Consider the following 21,757-nt stretch of genomic DNA (forward strand, 5'->3'; position numbering starts at 1 on the left):
TTGGTTTTGAAAATAATTCTTCAACCTTGCGACCAACATGTCTAAATTTATATTTTCTAAATTTATATTTGTAAAATTTTTTGACAGGTGTTTGATGTAAGGTGTTTTATATGACTAAGTTGTTGGCCTTAGAAACTTCCACAGTTGCTTGCTCCGCTGCGCTTTGGATAAATGGACAGATTACTCAAAAATTCGAAATCGCGCCGCAAAAACATGCAGAAATCCTCTTAAATTTGGTTGATGCGCTATTGAACGATATTAGAACAAATTTAAAGGATCTTGACGCAGTTGCCTTTGGGTCGGGTCCAGGGAGTTTTATAGGTGTTCGTATTGCAACAGGTGTTGCGCAAGGAATTGCCTACGCAATGAGTCTTCCGGTGATTCCTGTTTCAACATTACAAGCATTAGCTCAAACAGCTTATCGAAAAACAAACAATGAGAAGGTGATTTCTGGTTGGGACGCGAGAATGAATTCTATCTATTGGGGAGCATACCGAGCAAATGCGGAAAAGACTATGCAAACAATTGTTAGAGACCGTGTGGATTGTCCAAAAAACATTCGATTTCCGAAAGGAAAATGGCTGTGTGTTGGAAACGCGTGGTCTATATATTCATCTTTTCTACTGATAGATGATTGCCAATTCATAAAGACAGATGTTTATCCTGACGCTGCTTCGGTAGCATCGATCGCTTATCAAAAATTCAAGATAGGCGATGTTCTGCCTCCTGAGAAAGCTGAACCTACTTATATTCGTGAAAAATAGCCATTTCTGGAAGAAAAAATTTAATTCTATGTTGAGGTTTTTCTAATTTTTATCAAGAACAAGCATGAGATGATGGAGATTGAACGTTTGTAAGTCGGGTAACAATCGCCCCTCTTAATTTTTTTATTCGAAATAAAGGGATACTTTAGCGATGTTTTGTACTCGAGTAACAATATCCTGGTACTGTGATTTTAGTTGTTTTTTTTCAGATCGAATTGCTGATAGCGGTAAACAGATTTCAATGTACACTTTTCCATCTAGATAATGGAGGGTTGTTCTTCGAATCTCTTTAAAGCTTGGAAAATTTTTCCAATGAGTTTTTAAAAGACGATGAATGTTTTCGCGATTGGGTAGATTTACTGAAGGCATGGAAGCAATATCGTTCTCTGGGTCTATATGTACAGTAACATCGGAAATACGAGAAATGTTGTTTATAAGGTTGATCTGAACTTGATCACTAATGTAGTGTCCTTCTGAAACACTAATATCCGGAGCAACTTGGATGTGAACGTCTATAAAGATATTGCTTCCATGTAATCGAGTCCGTAATCGATGGATAGCAAGAACACCAGAAACAGCTTCGATGGTATCGGTGATGCTTCTAAAAGTTTGATCGTCAACAGCCGTATCGATGAGTTCTTGAATTTTCTTCCATATTATTTTAATACCTACATACAATATTAGAAACGAGATGATCAGACTACCGATAGAGTCGAGATGTCTAATTCCTAGACGAGTGCCAATAACACTCAACAAAACAAGTAGGGAAATAAGGGCATCGTTACGATTATGCCAAGCGCTAGTACGCAACAAATCAGAGTTGATTTTGTTGCTTTTTACTAAAGTATAACGAAATAAGATCTCATTCGCTATTATGGAAACAACGGATACTATGACGACAGGAAAAGTTGATACGACAGGATGAACATGATGCAGAATGCGTTGAATTGTGTTCAAAGCGAATCCTAAAGAGACGAAGATTAAAAATGAGGAAGTAGCGATCGTTCCGACAGTTTCGATGCGACCGTGGCCGTATGGGTGTTCTTTATCCGGTAATTGCGTTCCTAGGCGACTCGCCACAATTATAAGTCCATCGAATAGGAGATCTGATACAGCATGAATTCCGTCGGCGATAGAAGCTTGCGAATATCCAACAACACCTACGTTAATCTTAAACAGAGCGAGTGCCGTATTTATAAGAGCACTTATAAACGTAATGCTTAAGAGTGTAGTAAATCGACGATTTTCAACTGTCGAAAAGCTCATAAAATAACTTGTACAATTGTTTATTGCTAAATCGTACAATTATGGTACTATTTTATCGTGCGAAGGGAAACTAAGAGTTTGTATAAAAACGAAAAGAGATAAGTTGGGTTATTGATGTTAAAAATTAGTCGACTAGCTGATTACGCTACAACGGTAATGGTAGTTTTGGCTTCTCAAAAAAAACGTTCCAGTACAACACAAATTTCCCGTACTATTCCGTTTTCGCCAGCTACTATAAGTAAAATATTGAAACTTCTGAACGGAAGCAAATTAATTGATTCCGAGCGTGGTGTTAATGGTGGATATTGTCTGGTAAAGTCACCGAAAGCAATCAGTATAGCCGAGATTATTACAGCTATTGACGGAAGACCTGCGATAACAAAATGCAGCAGCTATTCCAATCGTTGTGAATATCATTTCGTCTGTGGATTGCGTAACAATTGGAGAATTGTAAACGGATTAGTATTTGAAGTGTTAAATAATTTGAGTCTCGCGGATATGAAAAAACCGTTAGCTGAGAAACAAATAATTTCTCATCAGATATAAATTTATCTGTTATTGGTGGGTGTTTCTTGTCTTGTAATGAAGAGTTATCGGGATTGTTGCCCCGATTTTTTTAGAGATACAGTTTAGTTTGGAATAGCGACCTTGGAATAGCGACCGATGAAAATGAGTGAAAATTATTTACAAGAAATTGTTGATAAGACCTATGAATACGGATTTGTTACAGATATTGAAACAGATGTTATTGCTCCGGGGTTAGACGAAAACATCATTAGAATTATTTCAGAGAAGAAAAAAGAACCAAATTTTATGCTAGAGTGGCGATTACGGGCTTATCGTCATTGGACAACTGCTAACCCGCCCCAATGGGCTCATCTACGCATAGCGCCTATTGATTATCAATCTATTAGCTACTATGCAGCGCCAAAAGGGACAGAAAGAGAACTCGAAAATTTCGAGAAAATCGATCCTAGATTGCTTGAGACTTACGATAAATTGGGTATTCCTTTGCATGAGCAAAAACGTTTAACAGGTGTTGCTGTGGATGCTGTTTTTGACAGTATTTCAGTAGCAACAACGTTTAAGGAGAATCTTGCTAAAGCAGGAGTTATCTTTTGTTCGTTTTCAGAAGCTGTAAAAAAATATCCACATTTGGTCGAAAACTATTTAGGAAGTGTTGTTCCTTACCGTGACAATTTTTTCGCCTCGTTAAATTCGGCTGTATTCAGTGATGGATCCTTTGTATACGTACCAAAAGGGGTGCGATGTCCTATGGAATTATCCACATATTTTCGAATTAATACCGCTAATACCGGACAGTTTGAGAGGACACTAATCATTGTTGATGAAGGAGGCTATGTGAGTTATCTGGAGGGGTGTACCGCTCCGAAAAGAGACGAAAACCAATTGCACGCTGCTGTAGTAGAGTTGATAGCCCTAGCTAACGCAGAGATACGATATTCTACTGTACAAAACTGGTATCCTGGAGATAAAGATGGACACGGAGGAATTTATAACTTTGTAACAAAACGAGGTGTTTGCCTTGGAAATAACGCGAAAATTTCCTGGATACAAGTTGAAACAGGATCGGCAATTACTTGGAAGTATCCAAGTGTTGTTTTGAGGGGAAACAATTCTGTTGGAGAATTCTATTCTGTGGCTCTGACAAATAATTTTCAGCAAGCCGATACTGGAACAAAAATGATTCATCTGGGTAAAAATACTCGAAGTACAATTATTGCTAAGGGAATTTCTGCTGGACACGGACAGAATAGTTATCGCGGATTGGTCCGTATTGGCCCTACCGCTGAAAACGCTCTTAATTACAGTCAATGTGATTCTTTATTATTAGGAAATCATTGTAGCGCTCACACTTTTCCTTATATCGAAACAAAAAATTCTACGGCTCGCGTTGAACATGAAGCTACAGCTTCTAAAATTAGGGAAGACCAATTGTTTTATTGCCTTCAACGTGGTATCGAAGAAGAAGATATTGTATCAATGATTGTAAATGGATTTTGTAAACAAGTTTTTCAGAAGTTGCCAATGGAATTTGCTGTCGAAGCGCAAAAATTAATGGAAGTTAGCTTGGAAGATTCTGTTGGATAGACACTCGATTTTAAATACAAACGGAATTTCGGGAATTTGTGTATGTTAATGATAAGAAACTTGTGTGTAAACGCAAAAAACCACAAAATTCTTCGAGGAATAGAGTTATCTATCAATGCTGGGGAAGTACACGCTGTTATGGGTCCTAATGGTTCTGGAAAGAGTACTCTGGCATCTGTATTAGCTGGGAAAGGCGGTTATTCTGTTACGGCAGATGAAATGACGTATCTCAATCAAAATTTGTTGGAATTTTCTCCCGAGAGAAGAGCGGCGTCTGGGTTATTTTTAGCGTTTCAGTATCCTGTAGAAATTCCTGGTGTAAACAACCTTTATTTCTTGAAAACAGCTATCAATAGCATTCGGAAAAAACGTGATGAACCAGAATTGGATTCTCTAGACATCATGAACTTGGTTAAGGAAAAATTGGTTCTGTTGGATATGGACGATAAATTCTTAAAAAGATCGGTTAATGAGGGATTTTCAGGAGGCGAAAAAAAACGAAACGAAATTTTGCAAATGTTGATGCTCGAACCCTATCTGGCTATATTAGATGAAATTGACTCGGGTTTGGATATAGATGCTCTGCAAATCATTGCCAGAGGAGTGAACAGTTTGCGCAGCTCTGAACGCACCATTTTATTAATTACCCACTACCAACGTCTTTTGGATTACATAAAGCCAGATTTTGTACATGTTTTGATCGATGGACGCATCGTTACGTCAGGAGGTCCATCATTAGCCTATAAGATCGAAAAGAAAGGATATGGTTGGTTATAAAAAAAAATCGAGTGGAGCTTGGTCTGAAATTCTCTCTAAAAAATTGCAAAACCAGAGCGGCTGTCCTTTACGGATGTGGCGGTACAAACAACTAGAAAAATTTCTGTCGATAGGATTTCCCGATCGAAAAACAGAAAATTGGAGATATACAGACATTTCTCCAATTTCATCTCAGATTTTTTTATTCGATAAAACGACTGCCGATCTCGACATAACCGATTTTGCTATAGAGAACTCTTATCGTATAGTGTTCGTTAACGGATGTTTTTCTCCAGCCTTATCAAATTTGATATCATTGCCTGAAGAAATTCAATTGTCTCCACTAAGGACAATACTGAAAAATTACAGAAAGAGAAACTTTGTGAAAAAGATTCCAATTCTTCAAACTCCTTTTTCATTGTTAAATGATGGTCTTTTTCAAGATGGTATGTTTCTTCACATTCCAAAGAATTTCGAACTTAAAAAGCCCGTTCATTTTCTCTACTTAATGAAACCTAATCTTCCTTTTTCGATGACGCAGACCAGAAACACAATTTTTCTTGAAGAGAATTCTCGTGCTTCCGTACTAGAAGAATATTTTGGAACATTTTGTTGTCCTACGAAGATTTATTTTAACAACATTGTTACCCAAATAATTGTCGGCGCTTCTGCTAACCTGGCGTTCTATAAATTGCAGCAAGAAAACAACTCTTCTTTTCATATCGCAAATACTCAAATTAAACAATTGCGAAACAGTCAAGTAGTTTCTTTTCATTGCTTGATGGGAGGGAAGATTGGTCGAGAAGATCTGAACTATTCGTTAGCAGGACAAGGGGCTTCTTGCCGATTACTGGGATTTTATCATCTGAAAAACAAACAGCACATTGACAACCATACTTGTGTTGATCACAAATCTTCTGGATGCACAAGCCAGCAAATTTATAACGGAATCATCGGTAATAAGTCTAAAGCTGTATTTAATGGAAAAATTCTTGTTCGTCCAGAAGCTGATAAGACAGTAGCGCATCAAAACAACAAAAATTTGATGTTTTCAAACGAATCCGAAATCAATACTAAACCGGAGTTGGAAATTTATAATAACGATGTAACATGTACCCATGGCGCTACAGTAGGGTGTTTAGATGATGAGACTCTATTTTATTTGTACAGTCGTGGCATTGATCGACTTACAGCCGAATATTTGCTGGCTTGTGCGTTTGCTGAAGAAATTACGGCGAAATTACCTTGTAAGATTATTTCAGAACGCATGTACCAAAAAATAATCAAAAAATTAACACTTTCGGTGCATTCTTCAGAGGAAGAAGCGTTATGATCGGTACATTTCCCTCCTTACGGGAGGATTTTCCTATCTTAAAGGAGAGGATTCGAGGAAAGTCTCTAGTGTATTTAGATTCCGGAGCAACAACACAAAAACCACAGGTAGTGATTGATTCTATAAGTCGTTATTATTGTCATAATAATGCTAATGTGCATCGAGGAATTCACACTATCAGTGAACGGGCAACAGACTCCTACGAAAGCACGCGTAGAAAGATTAAATCGTTCATTAACGCCGCTCACTCACACGAAATTATTTTTACTCGGGGTACTACGGAATCAATCAATTTGGTCGCCGCGAGTTTTGGGGAATTGCAAATTCAACAAGACGACGAAATTGTAGTTTCGGAGATGGAACACCATTCCAATATTGTACCTTGGCAATTATTGTGTAAACGAGTTGGGGCAAAATTGAAAATAATTCCAGTGAACAGCGATGGAACTCTAAATTTATACAAATGTCAGAATTTGCTAACAGAACGTACTAGAATTGTAGGGATTATTCATGTTTCCAACGTTTTAGGGATACTCAACGCGGTTAAAAAGATAATTTGTCTGGCGCATCAAAAAAATATTCCGGTCTTATTAGATGGTGCACAAGCGATTCCTCATATAAGAGTGGATGTCCAAGATTTGGATTGTGATTTTTACGTTTTTTCTGGACATAAATTGTATGGACCAACTGGAATTGGTATTCTTTATGGAAAGACCAAATGGTTAGAAAAGATGCCTCCTTATCAAGGAGGAGGGGATATGATTCGTCAAGTTACTTTTGAAAAAACTGAATATAATTTGTTACCTTATAAGTTTGAAGCGGGCACCCCTAACATAGCAGGTGTTGTAGGGCTCGGAGCGGCTGTTGATTATCTTGTAGAGATTGGTCTTGAAAAAATTGAAGTTTACGAGAGAGCTCTGTTAGATTATGCGACAGAAAAATTACAGAAGATTCGCGGATTAAAAATTATAGGAAGCCTGATAAGCAAAATTGGAATAATTTCTTTTATCATGAAACAAATTCATCCTCATGATATTGCTACTATTTTGGACAATGAGGGTATTGCTATTCGATCGGGTCATCATTGTGCGATGCCGCTAATGGAGCGATTTCAGCTGCCTGCAACAGCGCGTATTACATTGGCTTTATATAACACATTTGAAGACATCGACAGATTGATTGATGGTTTGATTCGGGTTACCCAAATATTTAAGGGCTTAAAATGAGCAATTTGTGTGATTTATATCAAGAAATAGTGATCGACTACAGTCGGAAACCTCGAAATTTTGGATCATTGGCAAACTCAACTCACACATATAGTGGACACAATCCGTTGTGTGGAGATCAGCTGACTGTATACTTCCGAGAAAAGGGAGGTGTAGTAAAAGAAGCGTCTTTTGACGGTAAAGGATGCGCTATATCTGTCGCTTCGGCTTCGTTAATGATGGAGGCTTTAAAAGGGAAAACTGTTGAACAAATCCAAGATTTGTTTGTTCAATTTCGTAATTTAGTAACAGGAAGAGGTGCTAATACAAAAGAATTGGGAAAATTAGCTGTCCTTTCGGGTGTCTCTGGATTTCCCATTCGGGTAAAATGCGCCACTTTATGTTGGTACACCACGCTTGCAGCCTTAAACAGTTTCGCACCTGCTTGGGAGAAGAATCTAAATGCGTCATGATAAAGAACAAATCCTAGAGCTAACAGATAGAGCTTATAAACATATTCGGTCGTTAATGGAAAAATACGGGAAGAAATCTCAATTGCGTCTTTCGGTACAAAGAACAGGATGTTCCGGATATATGTATCGACCTGAGATTGTAGATTGCCCTCAGAAAGGAGATGTTTTTTTTAAAACGAAGATTGGATTAGTTATTTCAATTGATTCTCGATGCATACCCTTTGTTAGGGGTACCGTAGTAGATTATGTAAAAAAAGGTTTTGGACAATACCAATTGCATTTCAATAATCCTAATGCGATAGGATCTTGCGGATGTGGAGAAAGTTTTCACTTGAAGGAGAGACTTATTGATGACGATAAGAAAACATGAAAAAAAATCTGTTATATTAAAACGAGATACGCTAGTGACCTTAATACCTTCAGGGGTATCAACTAAGATTCTTAGAGGATCTGCGGTGACTGTTGTACAAAACTTGGGAGATACTTTTACGATAAGATTTTCCGGAAGACTGGCTCGAATTGAATCGAAAGATGCGGATGCTTTAGGAAAATCCGTTAGAAATGCCTTACAATGTTTCGTATCTGACGCTTCTGTAAAAGAGAAAGTGTGGTCTCAACTTAGTACTGTGTTCGATCCAGAAATTCCAGTTAACATTGTAGAATTGGGGTTGATATATACTTGCGATGTCGAATGTTTGAAAAATGACGACTTTCATGTGGTCATTGCAATGACTTTAACTGCTCCCGGATGTGGTATGGGGCCAATATTAGTAGAAGATGTTAAACGTAAAGTTTTAGCTATACCTCAGGTAAACGTTGTAAAAGTAGATCTTGTCTTTGATCCTCCTTGGAGTCGAGAAATGATGTCTGATTCTGCTAAATTGCAGTTGGGGGTTTTTTATTAGCAATTGAACAACAAAAGATTCAAGATTTTCAAGATTTTTTTAATGATACAAAGTAAGAATTGCTGGCTCCAGGAACACAGAAAGGATTTTTATGTCAAATGTGCGAAACAGCGGGGTTATGTTTCGCGATCAGCTTTTAAGCTCTTGGAAATTAACAAAAAATACGGGATTTTTAAATCCGGGATGTCTGTAATCGATTTAGGAGCATCACCGGGAGGGTGGTTTCAGGTAGTTAAAAAAATCGTCGGCCCCCAAGGATTGGTCGTTTCTGTGGATCTTTTACCTATGCATCCGTTTTTAAAAGGTGATTTTATCCAAGGGGATGTTCGTAAAATAAAAACTCTTTGTCGTCTGCGTGAGATGATCTGTAAAAGACCTAAACAGAAAGCAGATTGTATTATCTCTGATATAGCTCCAAATATTTCAGGCATTAAGAATACCGATCAGTCGAGATCATTACATTTAGTTGAATTGGTATGGAATTTCTCTAAAAATTTTTTGATAGCCAAAGGAGGAGGGTTTTTAGCTAAAATTTTCCAAGGTCCGGATACTAGTGTTTTTTTAACGAGTTTGCGTTCCTACTTTAAGAGAATCAAACTGCTCAAACCAAGTGCTTCACGATCCAAATCGAGTGAAATTTATATACTGGCTACTGAATTTCTGGGCTATAATCGGCAGGCGCAAAAAGAGGTAATACCTTGAGTGGAATGATTAAGAATTTATTGCTTTGGTTAGCAATTGCGGTTGTTCTCATTACAGTTTTTAGTAATTTTGGTGTACGTCAACTTGACGTTCGGCCCTATAGCTACTCGCAATTTATTCAAGCGATTAATGAAAATAAAGTCAGCAGAGTGGTAATTCAAAGTCATGAGATTAAAGGAATAACAAGAGACGATAAACGTTTCACTACCTATTTGCCTATAGAAGATAAAGATTTGATTAATCGACTCATAATCAAAGGTGTAGATGTAAAAGGCGAACCTCCCAAACAACAAAGTTTATTGTTGCACGTACTTATCAGTTGGTTGCCTTTTCTTGTTTTGATTTTTGTATGGATCCTATTTATGCGTCAGATGCAAGGAGGAGGTCGTGGCGGTGGACCTTTATCGTTTGGACGTAGTAAGGCGCGATTGCTTAATCAAGATCAAATCAGAATAACTTTTAATGATGTAGCTGGCATAGAAGAGGCAAAAGAAGAAGTTAAAGAACTAGTCGATTTTTTGAGAGATCCAAACAAATTTCAACGACTAGGTGGGAAAATGCCTTGTGGTATATTGCTTATTGGTCCTCCTGGTACGGGAAAAACTCTTTTAGCCAAAGCCGTTTCCGGAGAGGCCAAAGTACCATTTTTTACAATATCGGGTTCTGATTTTGTAGAAATGTTTGTAGGAGTTGGTGCTTCTCGTGTGCGAGATATGTTTGATCAAGCAAAGAAACAGTCACCATGTATCATCTTTATTGATGAAATTGATGCTGTAGGTCGTCATCGTGGTGCGGGGTTAGGAGGTGGACATGATGAGCGAGAACAAACTCTAAATCAACTTCTGGTAGAAATGGACGGTTTTGAGGGGAAAGAAGGTATTATTGTAATAGCGGCAACCAACCGACCCGATGTTCTTGATCCTGCTTTGTTGCGTCCAGGTCGTTTTGACCGGCAGGTGGTGGTCCCTCTTCCGGATATTAGAGGACGTGAGCGTATTCTGCAAGTTCATATGAATAAATTGCCTGTAGCGTCTGATGTTAAAGTTTCTACCATTGCTCGAGGTACTCCAGGGTTTTCTGGAGCGGATTTGGCTAATGTTGTTAACGAAGCTGCCTTACTTGCGGCACGTGGAAATAAAGAGACTGTTGGAATCGCTGAATTTGAATGCGCAAAAGACAAAATTATGATGGGGGCCGAAAGACGTTCCATGGTAATGAGCGATGAAGAAAAAAAGCTGACGGCTTATCATGAATCAGGTCACGCTATTGTGGGATTACACATGTCTGAACACGATCCTGTTTATAAAGTTACAATTATTCCGAGAGGTCGTGCTTTAGGGGTGACAATGTTCTTGCCGGAACAAGATCGTTACAGTGTAAGTAGATGTCTTTTGGAATGTCAATTGGCAGGATTGTTTGGCGGGCGAATTGCCGAAGAGCTTATTTTTGGAAAATCTCGAGTGACCACAGGTGCATCTAACGATATAGAAAAAGCGACTGATATTGCTCGTAATATGGTGACAAAATGGGGATTATCGCCTAAATTAGGTCCTTTAACTTATCGAGAAGAAGAAGGCGAAGTGTTTCTCGGACGCTCTGTAACACGACATAAAGACATTTCTGAATCGACTAGTAAAGAAATTGATTCAGAGGTTCGCCGTATTATTAATTCGGCCTATGAAACAGCAAAAAGAACTCTAGAAAAACATGTAGATCAGCTTCATCTTATGGCTAGTGCATTAATTAAGTACGAAACTATTAATGAAGTGCAAATTAAAGAGATTTTGTCTGGAAGAGAACCTTCCCCACCTCCGGAGTGGAAAGAGGACAAAGGAGATCGTGATACTTTAGTGTCGATAAAAAAAGATTTGCCTTCTTCCTAAGAGAAAGAATCCAAATTCCTGTACTCGGGAAAAAATCTTTCCTCTGAAGACCAATCAGTATAGCTTGTTTTCTCTCGAAATAAGAATCAGGAGTAAAGAAATGTTACAAGACTTAATGGTAATCGAGTAAAATATTTCTATGTCAGAAGTGAAATTTCGTCTACAGCTAAGAAAAAATAGAGAAATTGTCTTTTCTAATCCGGTTGTTATGGGAATCGTAAATGTTTCTCCCAACTCTTTTTATAATCCTCACTTTGATGCAAGTTCTGCTTTTTATACGGCGGAGAAAATGATTTGCGATGGAGCCGATATATTGGATATTGGCGGGGAAGCCACTAATCCTCTAGTGGATATCAATACAGATTCTCCGTCTCTTCAAGTGGAACTCGATCGATTGGTTCCGATTGTCGAAGGAATAAAAAAACGTTTCGATGTTTTAATTTCTGTTGATACCAGTCGCCCCCAAGTTATGCAAGCAACAATAGACGTTGGAGCGGATATTATTAATGATCAACGATCTTTGCGAATTGAAGGCGCATTGAAAGTTGTAAAAAAATCAAAAAGCGCTGTATGTCTGATGCATTTCCCTGGTCCAAGGCAATCGAGTGCGGTTTCATATGAGCATGTTTTGGCCATTGTGAAAAAAGATTTGCAAACTGCTGTAGAACGCTGTGAAAATTATGGACTTTCACGAAATCAAATGATTATTGATCCTGGTTTTGGTCAAGGTCACTTTGGAAAAAATTTAAAGGAAAATTTTTATTTGTTGAATCGTCTCTCTGAATTCTTGTCTTTTGGATTGCCTATATTATCGGGATGGTCTCGAAAATCGATGATCGGTGACGTTTTAAATCAACCGCCAAAGAATCGATTGTTTGGAAGCATCGCTGCTGATGTATTGGCTGTTTATCAAGGTGCTGCTATTGTTCGTACTCACGACGTTAAAGCCAGTCGGGAAGCGATTTGTATTGCTGAATATGCTCGAAGATTACTCTAGTTGCGTTCGGGACGAAACTGTAAATATAAATAGAAAAAAGGAATAAGAAGGAATAAGAATGCAAAAGAAATATTTTGGAACCGATGGAATTCGAGGGCAAGTTGGAAAGTCGCTTATTAATGCCGAATTTATGTTGAAACTTGGTTGGGCGATAGGGGTGATTTTAGCAGATAATCGACATTCAGCGACTGTTTTGATTGGAAAGGATACACGAATTTCGAGCTATATGATCGAATCGGCGTTACAAGCCGGATTGTCTTCTGCCGGAGTCAACACCAAATTGACAGGTCTTATACCCACACCAGCCGTTGCGTACTTAACGCATTTTGCACACGCCGATGCAGGAATTGTAATCAGCGCGTCGCATAATAGTTATCCTGATAACGGAGTGAAATTTTTCGATAAGTACGGTTTTAAATTTTCCGATAAATTAGAAAGAGCAATTGAAGAAAACATTGAAAAACCAATGCGTACAGTTTCGATCAACCGTTTAGGGAAATCTTCGCGAATGTATGAATCCTATAATCAGTATATCGAATTTTGCAAAAGTAATTTTCCTTCTCGTGTATCTCTGAAACAATTTAAGATTGTCATTGATTGCGCCAACGGTGCCACTTATTCCATTGCTCCTAGAATTTTCCACGAGTTAGGTTCTGATGTGATTACTATTGGCGATGAACCTAATGGATTTAATATCAACTATGGATACGGAGCGACTGATACTCAGCAGCTTCAAATAAGCGTTCTTAAACACAAAGCTGATGTTGGTATAGCTTTTGATGGTGATGGAGATCGACTGATTATGGTAGACGATTGTGGCGCTAGAGTCGATGGGGATGAATTACTGTGCATTATAGCTATCGACCGTTTTCGTTTTCAGAAAAAAAACTACCCACTAGGAGTTGTAGGTACTGTAATGAGCAATTTGGGATTAGAACAAACGCTAAAGCGCCACCACATTGCATTTGAACGGTCTCCAGTAGGAGATCGTTACGTTCTAGAATTAATACAACAAAAAGGTTGGTTCTTGGGAGGCGAATCTTCTGGTCATATTGTTGATCTTAGCCGTACTACTACAGGAGATGGTATTATTACTGCTTTGCAGGTATTGAGAATTATGCAAAAAACAAGCAATTCTCTGTCGGATTTGAAGAAAGTAATGGTTAAATATCCACAAATTTTAATTAATGTTCCTGTTGATAATGATGAACTTGATGTGCAGTGTCCAATTCTTAGAAAAGTGGTGACAGAAGCAGAAAAAAGATTACGTGGTAAGGGTCGTATATTGTTACGTCCATCTGGAACAGAACCTGTAGTGCGAGTAATGGTAGAAGGATACGATGAAGAAGTCATAAAAAAGACCGCTGAAACTTTGGTAATGTCAGTAGAGCGATCCGTATTCTACAGGAGTGGATTGTCCTGTAATCGAAACTGAAGAAGTTCAAGAAGTTCCGAAGTTCCACTGCTTTGTTTGGGTTACAAATTGTGAAAGTAAACAAATCCAGCGGTTCATGTTGTCTCTCATAGGAAAGTGTAAAGAGGGTTGATTTTTACTACTCGACAAATTACCGATAAATAGATACACTCTCAGGCTAATTCAAGGGAGTACAATTATGATGAGGATTAGCGAGAAAGCTCTGACTTTTGACGACGTCTTGTTGTTGCCTGGATACTCGGAAGTCCTACCTGGAGATGTTTCCCTCACCACTCATCTGACTCGAAACATAACCCTTAATATTCCCCTATTATCCGCCGCTATGGATACTGTAACCGAAGCAAAATTGGCTATCGCGTTGGCTGAAGCGGGAGGTATTGGAATTTTGCATAAAAATATGAGCCCCGAACGTCAAGCAAATGAGGTTCGAAAAGTAAAAAAGTTTGCAAACGGTATTGTATTCAATCCAATCATTGTGTCTCCAAAGAATACTATTGGAGAATTTAAAAAAATGACAAGCGTATACAATATTTCGGGCCTTCCTGTCGTAGAAGACAAGAAACTCGTTGGTATTATAACCAGTCGTGACATTCGTTTTGCGTTAGATATGAAACAGAAAGTCGCTACTTTAATGACTCCAAAAGAACGTCTTATTACTGTCAAAGAAAATGCTACAAGAGAAGAAATCGTTGATCTTTTTCGACAACATAGAATAGAAAAACTTCTTATGGTTAATAGATATTTTGAATTATGTGGATTAATCACTATGAAAGACATTTTACGTTTAAACAAAAATCCAGATTCCTGTAAAACTGTCTCTGGACAGCTGCGAGTGGGTGCAGCGATAGGCACAGGAAAAGAAGATCCTGACCGCATTTCCGCTTTGGTAGCGGAAGGTGTTGATGTTCTAGTGATAGATACCGCCCATGGCCACTCAAAGCGGGTGATCGAACAGGTAAAATGGATCAAGCAAAATTATCCAGATGTACCTGTTATTGCTGGAAATATAGCTACCGCTTCGGCGGCAAGGGCATTGGCCAATTCTGGAGTTGATGCAGTCAAAGTGGGAATAGGACCGGGTTCTATCTGCATAACTCGTATCGTATCGGGCACAGGGGTACCGCAGATTACTGCTATTGCGCAAGTGGCTTCCGAATTGAGAAACGACAATATCTTCATTATTGCAGATGGTGGAGTGCGGTTTTCTGGAGATATCTGTAAAGCGATTGCAGCCGGTGCGCACACTGTGATGATTGGCGGTTTGTTCGCCGGTACCGAAGAAGCACCAGGAGAAGAAATTTCGTATCAAGGTCGTTCTTATAAATCTTATCGCGGTATGGGCTCTACTGGAGCTATGTTTGGAACCTATGGTTCGTCGGATCGATACTTTCAAGAATCACAGAAAATTCAAACAAAGTACGTACCCGAAGGTATTGAGGGCTGTGTCCCGTACAAAGGTCCATTGCGAGAAGTTATACACCAATTGATTGGTGGTTTGCGTTCTGGAATGGGTTATACAGGATGCAAAACAATTAAAGACATGCAAACAAAAACCCGGTTTATTCGAATAACGAACGCAGGAGCCCGAGAGGGCCACATACACGACGTAGTTCTAACAAAAGAATCGCCTAATTATTCGTTGGAAAAGTAAAAGAACATCTTATTTTAAGTTTCTGTTTATTTTGCACTAGAAAGTGTGTAATGGCGTGTCCAAAAAGATTTGTCATCATAGAATTCTGATTTTCGATTTTGGTTCACAGTATACGCAGTTGATTGCCCGGAGGGTTCGAGAAATTGGAGTGTATTGCGAATTGGTTTCTTGCGATGTTGATGAGGAAAACATCCGCAGTTTTGATCCTCGAGGTATTATTCTATCCGGAGGTCCTGAAACAGTTACCGTAAGTCGTTCCTCACGCGCTCCTTCTATCGTTTTTAAAATTGGCTGCCCGGTATTGGGAATTTGTTACGGTATGCAAACAATGGCGTATCAATTGGGTGGAAAGGTTATGAACAACAAAGCCGAATTCGGTTACGCAGAATTGCAAGTGCTAAACTCTACACTACTATTTAAAAATATTGGCGATCGCATCTCTACTGAAGACATTCCTTTGTTAGATGTTTGGATGAGTCACGGTGATATTGTTACGCAATTGCCTCAGGGATTTGAGGTTATTGCCAGAACTAGTAGTTCTCCCTATGCGGCAATGGCTGATTTTCGTCGAAAGTTTTTCGGTTTGCAATTTCACCCTGAAGTCACTCACACTTCTCAAGGATTTAATATTTTGACTCGATTTGTTAAAGACATTTGCCAGTGTCAAACGATATGGACGACAAGAAATATCATTGCAGACAGTATTCGTAATATTCGCAACACAATTAAAGGAAAAGAAAAAGCAATTGTGGGATTATCTGGTGGTGTAGATTCTGCTGTAACAGCAGCTGTTATACATAGAGCGATTGGCGATCGTCTAGTATGTGTTTTGATAGACACCGGATTGCTCCGTTTGCGCGAAGCGGATGAAGTCCTATGTGTATTCAAAAAGTGGGGTATAAAGATCGTTTATATTGACGCAAAAGACCGCTTTATGAAATCTTTGGTAGGTGTATTGGATCCAGAAGAAAAACGTAAAATTTTGGGTGAACAATTCATTCGTGTTTTTGAAAAAGAAGCTAAAAAATTAGATACCAATTGGTTAGGTCAAGGAACAATTTATTCAGATGTTATTGAATCTGCGAAGACAATAACTGGAAAAAAAAGATGCGTTATTAAAACACATCATAATGTGGGAGGATTGCCGCTCCAAGTAGATTTAAAACTTATTGAGCCATTGCGGGAATTGTTTAAAGACGAAGTTTGGAAATTAGGTTTGGAATTAGGTTTGCCTTACAATGTAGTGTATCGACATCCGTTTCCTGGTCCTGGATTGGCTGTTCGAATTTTAGGGGAAATTAAGATTAAGTACATTGATATATTGCAACGTGCCGATGCGATTTTTATCGAAGAATTGAAAAAGCACAATTATTACTATTCGACAAATCAAGCTTTTGTCGTTTTTATGCCGATAAAATCGGTTGGTGTTAAAGGAGATGCGCGTCATTACGGTTATGTAGTAGTTTTGCGAGCTGTAAAAACTACAGATTTTATGACAGCACAGTGGGCAGAATTACCTTATAAATTCTTAGCAGAAGTTAGTCAGAGGATTATAAATGAAATCAGAGAAATATCACGTGTAGTTTATGATATTACCAACAAACCCCCCGCGACAATTGAGTGGGAGTAAAGGAGACAATTTTGTTGTTGTAAAATTTAGCAAAATTGTTATTTAGGACAAATACAATTGAAATTATTTAATTTCAGAAGAAAAAAGAATATATACATTCTACATTTATTCAACACATCATGATTGAATGTAAATCTGCGCTGATTTAAATTCTGTATGGTGGTACTAAACGGATTTAATTGCAAACTGTGTAAAAATCTATGAAAAACAAGCTTTCTGTTTCAGTACTTTGCGGTGGTCGTTCTGTTGAGCACGAAATTTCTATCCAATCGGCTAGAAATGTAGTGGTTTCTTTAAATCCCAACAAATATGAGGTTTCTGTAGTATTTATTGATCACAATGGCAGTTGGTACCTAATTGATCACATCGAAAATTTTTTGACTCAAACTCCTCAGAACTTGATCTCTACTCGAAAGAGTGCTCCCATTACTGTTGTATTGGGAGAACAAATAAGATCTTGGAGGTCGCTCGACGGAAAAAGTTTCTACAAGGTAGATTGTGTCTTTCCCATGATTCACGGAACTCATGGGGAAGACGGTATTTTGCAAGGATTTCTGGAGGTATTGAACCTACCCTATGTAGGTGCTGATATTCATAGTTCTTCCATTTGTATTCAAAAAGATGTTACGAAAAACTTATTACGAGCGGAAGGAATATTAGTGGCTGATTGGTATACGTTGTGGTCCAATGATCGATTGGAAGGTGTATATTCGAACCTTACCAATCAATGGAGAACTGATGAACTGTTTGTAAAAGCTGTAAATTTAGGTTCTTCTGTAGCTGCTTGTCTCGTAAGAAATGCAATAGAATTTCAAAAAGGAGCTGAAAATATTTTTTGTTATGATAATCGACTTATTGTTGAACCGAGAATATTCGGACGAGAAATTGAATGCGCTGTCTTGGGAAACAACAACGAAAATCTTCAAACTTCTTTGCCAAGTGAAATCGCATTCGACAAATACGATTTTTATTCTTACAAAGCAAAATATATAGATTCCAGTGGGGTCAAGACTACTTTGATTGTCACAGATCTCTCAAAAGAAATAATCCGAAAGATTCGGAAAACAGCTGTTGATGCTTTTAAAGTCGTTCGATGTTCTGGAATGGCGAGAGTAGATTTTTTTCTGACTACTCAGAATCAAATTGTAGTAAATGAAATAAATACGATTCCAGGATTTACTGACACTAGTATGTATCCAAAAATGTGGGAATCGATAGGATTATCCTACTCTGCATTATTGGATCGATTGATTGAGTTGGCACTAGAACGCTACCGGGATCGGAAAAAATTAATTTTTCGTTACGATAAACCTTCAAGAACACATGGGATTGAGAAATGATCACCGGCATGATGCATTATAAAAGCGAAAATTGTTAGCAATGAATGCGTTTGTTCATTTGAGAGTTTGTACTGAATATTCGATCGGTAACAGCGTAGTACGTGTGGATCAGCTTTTACAACGCGTCTCAGAATTAAAAATGCCGGCCGTGGCTTTAACTGATGAAATGAATCTTTTCGCGCTTATTAAATTTTATCGAGAAGCTATGAACAGAGGAATAAAGCCTATTATCGGAGCTGCATTGAGGTTGTCTGAAGACAAGGGGTTGTTCCATTTATTGGTTCTTTGTCAAAACCAAGTGGGTTTTCGTCATCTTATTCAATTGTTATCTCGAGCTTACGTTGAAGGAGGACGCCAACGTGAACAAGTTTCTATTCGATGGGAGTGGTTGTCCGAATTAAAAGAAGGATTAATTGTTTTATCAGGAGGACAAAAAGGCGATATTGGGCAAGCATTACTACAAAAGCGGGACGCTGTAGCGAAAAAACGATTAGCGCGTTGGATAAAATCTTTTCCCGATCGATTTTACTTAGAATTACATCGAACTCAACAAGATCGAGAAGAAGAGTATATTAATTCTGTTGCTACATTAGCTTTGGCTTACGATATTCCTATTGTATCGACCAACAATGTTCGTTTTTTACTTCAGGAAGATTTTGAAGCGTACGAGACTCGAGTATGTATTCAAAAAGGATGTGTATTGAATGATCCCAATCGCACTCGCGACTATAGCGATCAGCAATATTTAAAAAACACTGAAGAAATGCAAACCCTTTTTTTCGATATTCCTGAAGCACTAGAAAATACTTCGGAAATTGCTAAACGCTGTAACCTACAAATCACCTTAGGTGAAATTTTTGTACCTAAATTTCCTGTTCCGAATAATTTCCAAACCGAGGAAGTTTTTTTCCGTGAACAAGCAAAACAAGGCTTGAAACAGCGATTTGGTAAATTCAGAACAAATAGTAGAATATATGAATACGAAGAGCGACTGGATACAGAAACCGATATCATTACAAAAATGGGATTTTCAGGTTATTTTTTGATTGTTGCCGATTTTGTCGCATGGGCAAAAAAAAATAATATCCCTGTAGGCCCTGGGCGTGGTTCGGGAGCAGGATCTTTGGTGGCCTACTCATTGGGCATTACGGAGCTGGACCCTTTAGAACACGAATTGTTGTTTGAACGATTTTTGAATTTAGAACGTATTTCGATGCCGGATTTTGATATTGATTTTTGTATGAAAGGGAGAGATCGTGTTATTGATTATGTAATAAAACGCTACGGTTCACATGCTGTAGCGCAAATTATTACTTATGGAACTATGGCAGCACGTGCAGTATTACGTGATGTAGGTCGTGTATTGGGATTACCTTACAGATACGTCGATAAAGTCGCAAAACTTGTTCCCTTTGAATTGGGAATGACACTACAGAAAGCTTTAAAACGAGAAAAGCTTCTGGCAAAACGTTATGCAGAAGACGACGAAGTCAGAAACCTCATTAGTCTTGCAATGAAATTAGAGGGCCTGGTACGCAACGCAGGAAAGCACGCAGGAGGTGTAGTGATTGCACCTACTAGGCTAACGGATTTTGTTCCGCTTTATGCAGAAACCAATGGTGACAATCATGTGGTTACTCAATTCGATAAAGATGATGTAGAAGCAATTGGTCTTGTCAAGTTTGATTTTTTGGGGTTACGTACACTAACAATCATCAAATGGACAGTACAAAGTGTAAACATAAGACAGAAGAAGAAAAAAGAACCTCTTTTAGATATTAATTCTGTGTTGCTAGACGATAAAAAAACTTACGAACTTTTAAAGAGTTGCGCAACTACTGCTGTGTTTCAATTGGAGTCCTGTGGGATGAAAGAGTTAATACGTCGTCTTCAACCAGATAATTTTTCTGATATCATGGCGTTGGTTGCTTTATTTCGTCCGGGGCCTTTGCAGTCGGGAATGGTAGATACATTCATTTCTTGCAAACACGGAAAGAAAAATGTTCATTATGTTCATCCCGCGTTAAAACCAATATTGCGATTGACTTATGGAGTTATTCTTTACCAAGAGCAAGTTATGCAGATTGCTCAAGTGCTATCGGGCTATTCGTTAGGAGCTGCTGATGTTTTACGTCATGCGATGGGAAAGAAAAAACCGAAGGAAATGGCTAAACAACGAGAGATTTTTATAAAAGGTTCGGTAGCTCGCGGATTAAAACCTAGTTTGGCGAAGCAAATTTTTGATTTAATGGAAAAATTCTCGGGTTACGGATTTAATAAATCGCATTCGGCGGCTTACGCTCTGATTACTTACCAAACAGCTTGGTTAAAAGCTCATTATCCCGCTGAATTTATGGCCGCAGTTTTGTCTTCAGATATGGATAATACGGATAAGATTATTGGTTTAATTAGGGAATGTCGGACTATGGGTTTAGTATTGCTTTCACCTTCTATTAATAATGGGCAGTATCCTTTTGTAGTAAATGCTCAGGGCCAAATCGAATACGGATTGGGCGCGATTAAAGGAGTGGGAGAAGCTGCTGTTTTACATATTGATTTTTGTCGAAAAAAAGAAGGAGCGTTCAAAGGGCTTTTTGATCTTTGTCATCGGATAGATTTTCGGAAGGTTAATCGACGCGTATTGGAATCGTTAATTAAATCAGGTGCTATGGATTCTTTTAAAATCCCGCGCGCATCTTTGATTAAATCTCTGGATAAAGCGTTGCAGTCGGCGGAACAAAAAAATCACGATGTTCAATCAGGACAAAACGATTTGTTTGATATAAGACAAGACGAAGATTATGAGACCATTCCAGAATGGAACAATGAGGAACGATTACGAATTGAAAAGGAAACTCTTGGGTTTTACCTAAGCGGTCATCCTTTACAAGCTTATAAGAAGGAAATAAATACTGTAGGAGCTATTCCCATTAGTCAATTACCCACCTGCTCCTCTTTCGAAAAAGATTTGGTAGTGGTTGTCGGTATGGTATTGGCAATTCGTGATCTGGTGACTCGTAGTGATAGTCGGATGGCTGTTCTTATTCTTGAAGATCAGACTGGAATGGTAGAAGTAATTTTGTTTGGTGATCTTTATGAAAAACAAGTAGATGGGATATTAGAGAAAAGCGCTATTTTAGTTGTTTGTGGAACAGTAGGGAAAGATAATTTTACAGGTGGATTAAGAATTGTGGCGAATCACATTTACGCGTTAGATAAAAAAGGCAGCAAGGGACAAAACTGCTTGCCAAGCTAATTTGAACTTAAAAGGCAATCGGGTTCTAGGAAGAAGAGAGAGATGTTGC

Annotated in this window: 17 protein-coding genes and 1 pseudogene; 17 read left to right on the forward strand and 1 reads right to left on the reverse strand. The window is 38.3% G+C overall.

Annotation, left to right across the window (positions count from 1 at the left end; translation table 11 throughout):
• The first annotated feature begins 110 nt into the window (after positions 1-110).
• Entirely contained in the window at positions 111-764 is a 654-nt protein-coding gene (tsaB, locus tag EGQ50_RS02030; RefSeq protein ID WP_159748106.1) for a tRNA (adenosine(37)-N6)-threonylcarbamoyltransferase complex dimerization subunit type 1 TsaB, read from the forward strand.
• A gap of 123 nt (positions 765-887) precedes the next feature.
• On the opposite strand, the gene EGQ50_RS02035 is transcribed toward tsaB, so the two are convergent.
• Positions 888-2,030: a cation diffusion facilitator family transporter gene (locus EGQ50_RS02035; protein ID WP_159748108.1), complete on the reverse strand. Its 1,143-nt coding sequence runs from the start codon at positions 2,028-2,030 to the stop codon at positions 888-890.
• Positions 2,031-2,144: 114 nt separating this feature from the next.
• Here EGQ50_RS02035 and EGQ50_RS02040 point away from each other — a divergent pair, with 114 nt between their 5' ends.
• The 16 genes and pseudogenes from EGQ50_RS02040 to dnaE form a co-directional block, all read left to right on the forward strand.
• Positions 2,145-2,576 carry an SUF system Fe-S cluster assembly regulator gene (locus EGQ50_RS02040; protein ID WP_159748110.1) on the forward strand — a complete coding sequence of 144 codons (432 nt, stop codon included), beginning with the start codon at positions 2,145-2,147 and terminating at the stop codon, positions 2,574-2,576.
• 123 nt (positions 2,577-2,699) lie between these two features.
• On the forward strand, positions 2,700-4,142 hold the full coding sequence (gene sufB, locus EGQ50_RS02045) for a Fe-S cluster assembly protein SufB (RefSeq protein ID WP_179958511.1): 1,443 nt from the start codon (positions 2,700-2,702) through the stop codon (positions 4,140-4,142).
• A gap of 42 nt (positions 4,143-4,184) precedes the next feature.
• Entirely contained in the window at positions 4,185-4,919 is a 735-nt protein-coding gene (gene sufC / locus EGQ50_RS02050) for a Fe-S cluster assembly ATPase SufC (RefSeq protein ID WP_159748114.1), read from the forward strand.
• Positions 4,906-6,231 carry a Fe-S cluster assembly protein SufD gene (sufD, locus tag EGQ50_RS02055; protein WP_159748116.1) on the forward strand — a complete coding sequence of 442 codons (1,326 nt, stop codon included), beginning with the start codon at positions 4,906-4,908 and terminating at the stop codon, positions 6,229-6,231. Before sufC ends, sufD begins: the two co-directional genes overlap by 14 nt.
• The gene (locus tag EGQ50_RS02060; protein ID WP_159748118.1) at positions 6,228-7,457 is read left to right on the forward strand and encodes a cysteine desulfurase; all 1,230 of its coding nucleotides are present in this window, start codon (positions 6,228-6,230) and stop codon (positions 7,455-7,457) included. Before sufD ends, EGQ50_RS02060 begins: the two co-directional genes overlap by 4 nt.
• On the forward strand, positions 7,454-7,909 hold the full coding sequence (sufU, locus tag EGQ50_RS02065; RefSeq protein WP_159748120.1) for a Fe-S cluster assembly sulfur transfer protein SufU: 456 nt from the start codon (positions 7,454-7,456) through the stop codon (positions 7,907-7,909). The genes EGQ50_RS02060 and sufU overlap by 4 nt, the downstream gene beginning before the upstream one ends.
• Positions 7,899-8,279, forward strand: coding sequence for an iron-sulfur cluster assembly accessory protein (locus tag EGQ50_RS02070; protein ID WP_159748122.1), 381 nt, complete (start codon positions 7,899-7,901; stop codon positions 8,277-8,279). Before sufU ends, EGQ50_RS02070 begins: the two co-directional genes overlap by 11 nt.
• Positions 8,260-8,814: a putative Fe-S cluster assembly protein SufT gene (gene sufT / locus EGQ50_RS02075; RefSeq protein WP_159748124.1), complete on the forward strand. Its 555-nt coding sequence runs from the start codon at positions 8,260-8,262 to the stop codon at positions 8,812-8,814. The genes EGQ50_RS02070 and sufT overlap by 20 nt, the downstream gene beginning before the upstream one ends.
• A gap of 42 nt (positions 8,815-8,856) precedes the next feature.
• Positions 8,857-9,516 (forward strand): RlmE family RNA methyltransferase, encoded by a 660-nt coding sequence (locus EGQ50_RS02080; RefSeq protein ID WP_159748126.1) that lies wholly within the window; start codon positions 8,857-8,859, stop codon positions 9,514-9,516.
• Positions 9,513-11,399 carry an ATP-dependent zinc metalloprotease FtsH gene (gene ftsH, locus EGQ50_RS02085; protein ID WP_159748128.1) on the forward strand — a complete coding sequence of 629 codons (1,887 nt, stop codon included), beginning with the start codon at positions 9,513-9,515 and terminating at the stop codon, positions 11,397-11,399. Before EGQ50_RS02080 ends, ftsH begins: the two co-directional genes overlap by 4 nt.
• A gap of 139 nt (positions 11,400-11,538) precedes the next feature.
• Positions 11,539-12,396, forward strand: a complete 858-nt coding sequence (gene folP, locus EGQ50_RS02090) for a dihydropteroate synthase (protein ID WP_159748130.1) — start codon at positions 11,539-11,541, stop codon at positions 12,394-12,396.
• Positions 12,397-12,454: 58 nt separating this feature from the next.
• Entirely contained in the window at positions 12,455-13,831 is a 1,377-nt protein-coding gene (glmM, locus tag EGQ50_RS02095) for a phosphoglucosamine mutase (RefSeq protein WP_159748132.1), read from the forward strand.
• A gap of 181 nt (positions 13,832-14,012) precedes the next feature.
• On the forward strand, positions 14,013-15,482 hold the full coding sequence (gene guaB / locus EGQ50_RS02100) for an IMP dehydrogenase (RefSeq protein WP_159748491.1): 1,470 nt from the start codon (positions 14,013-14,015) through the stop codon (positions 15,480-15,482).
• Between the two features lie 55 nt (positions 15,483-15,537).
• Positions 15,538-17,112 carry a glutamine-hydrolyzing GMP synthase gene (gene guaA, locus EGQ50_RS02105; protein WP_159748134.1) on the forward strand — a complete coding sequence of 525 codons (1,575 nt, stop codon included), beginning with the start codon at positions 15,538-15,540 and terminating at the stop codon, positions 17,110-17,112.
• 200 nt (positions 17,113-17,312) lie between these two features.
• A complete protein-coding gene (locus EGQ50_RS02110; RefSeq protein WP_159748136.1) occupies positions 17,313-18,452 on the forward strand; it encodes a D-alanine--D-alanine ligase family protein in 1,140 nt (379 codons plus the stop codon).
• 40 nt (positions 18,453-18,492) lie between these two features.
• Positions 18,493-21,672: pseudogene (gene dnaE, locus EGQ50_RS02115) on the forward strand (DNA polymerase III subunit alpha); the annotation flags it as partial.
• Positions 21,673-21,757: the final 85 nt, after the last annotated feature.

It is taken from the genome of Coxiella endosymbiont of Amblyomma sculptum (assembly GCF_009883795.1).
Lineage (GTDB): Bacteria > Pseudomonadota > Gammaproteobacteria > Coxiellales > Coxiellaceae > Coxiella.

Bases quoted from the DNA above. Each gene is read 5' to 3' on its own strand.
- sufB (WP_179958511.1), top strand. From the start codon at position 2,700: ATGAGTGAAAATTATTTACAAGAAATTGTTGATAAGACCTATGAATAC.
- EGQ50_RS02070 (WP_159748122.1), top strand. From the start codon at position 7,899: ATGCGTCATGATAAAGAACAAATCCTAGAGCTAACAGATAGAGCTTAT.
- EGQ50_RS02110 (WP_159748136.1), top strand. From the start codon at position 17,313: ATGAAAAACAAGCTTTCTGTTTCAGTACTTTGCGGTGGTCGTTCTGTT.
- sufT (WP_159748124.1), top strand. From the start codon at position 8,260: ATGACGATAAGAAAACATGAAAAAAAATCTGTTATATTAAAACGAGAT.
- folP (WP_159748130.1), top strand. From the start codon at position 11,539: ATGTCAGAAGTGAAATTTCGTCTACAGCTAAGAAAAAATAGAGAAATT.
- EGQ50_RS02040 (WP_159748110.1), top strand. From the start codon at position 2,145: ATGTTAAAAATTAGTCGACTAGCTGATTACGCTACAACGGTAATGGTA.
- sufU (WP_159748120.1), top strand. From the start codon at position 7,454: ATGAGCAATTTGTGTGATTTATATCAAGAAATAGTGATCGACTACAGT.
- glmM (WP_159748132.1), top strand. From the start codon at position 12,455: ATGCAAAAGAAATATTTTGGAACCGATGGAATTCGAGGGCAAGTTGGA.
- sufC (WP_159748114.1), top strand. From the start codon at position 4,185: ATGTTAATGATAAGAAACTTGTGTGTAAACGCAAAAAACCACAAAATT.
- EGQ50_RS02060 (WP_159748118.1), top strand. From the start codon at position 6,228: ATGATCGGTACATTTCCCTCCTTACGGGAGGATTTTCCTATCTTAAAG.
- EGQ50_RS02080 (WP_159748126.1), top strand. From the start codon at position 8,857: ATGATACAAAGTAAGAATTGCTGGCTCCAGGAACACAGAAAGGATTTT.
- guaB (WP_159748491.1), top strand. From the start codon at position 14,013: ATGAGGATTAGCGAGAAAGCTCTGACTTTTGACGACGTCTTGTTGTTG.
- tsaB (WP_159748106.1), top strand. From the start codon at position 111: ATGACTAAGTTGTTGGCCTTAGAAACTTCCACAGTTGCTTGCTCCGCT.
- EGQ50_RS02035 (WP_159748108.1), bottom strand. From the start codon at position 2,030: ATGAGCTTTTCGACAGTTGAAAATCGTCGATTTACTACACTCTTAAGC.
- sufD (WP_159748116.1), top strand. From the start codon at position 4,906: ATGGTTGGTTATAAAAAAAAATCGAGTGGAGCTTGGTCTGAAATTCTC.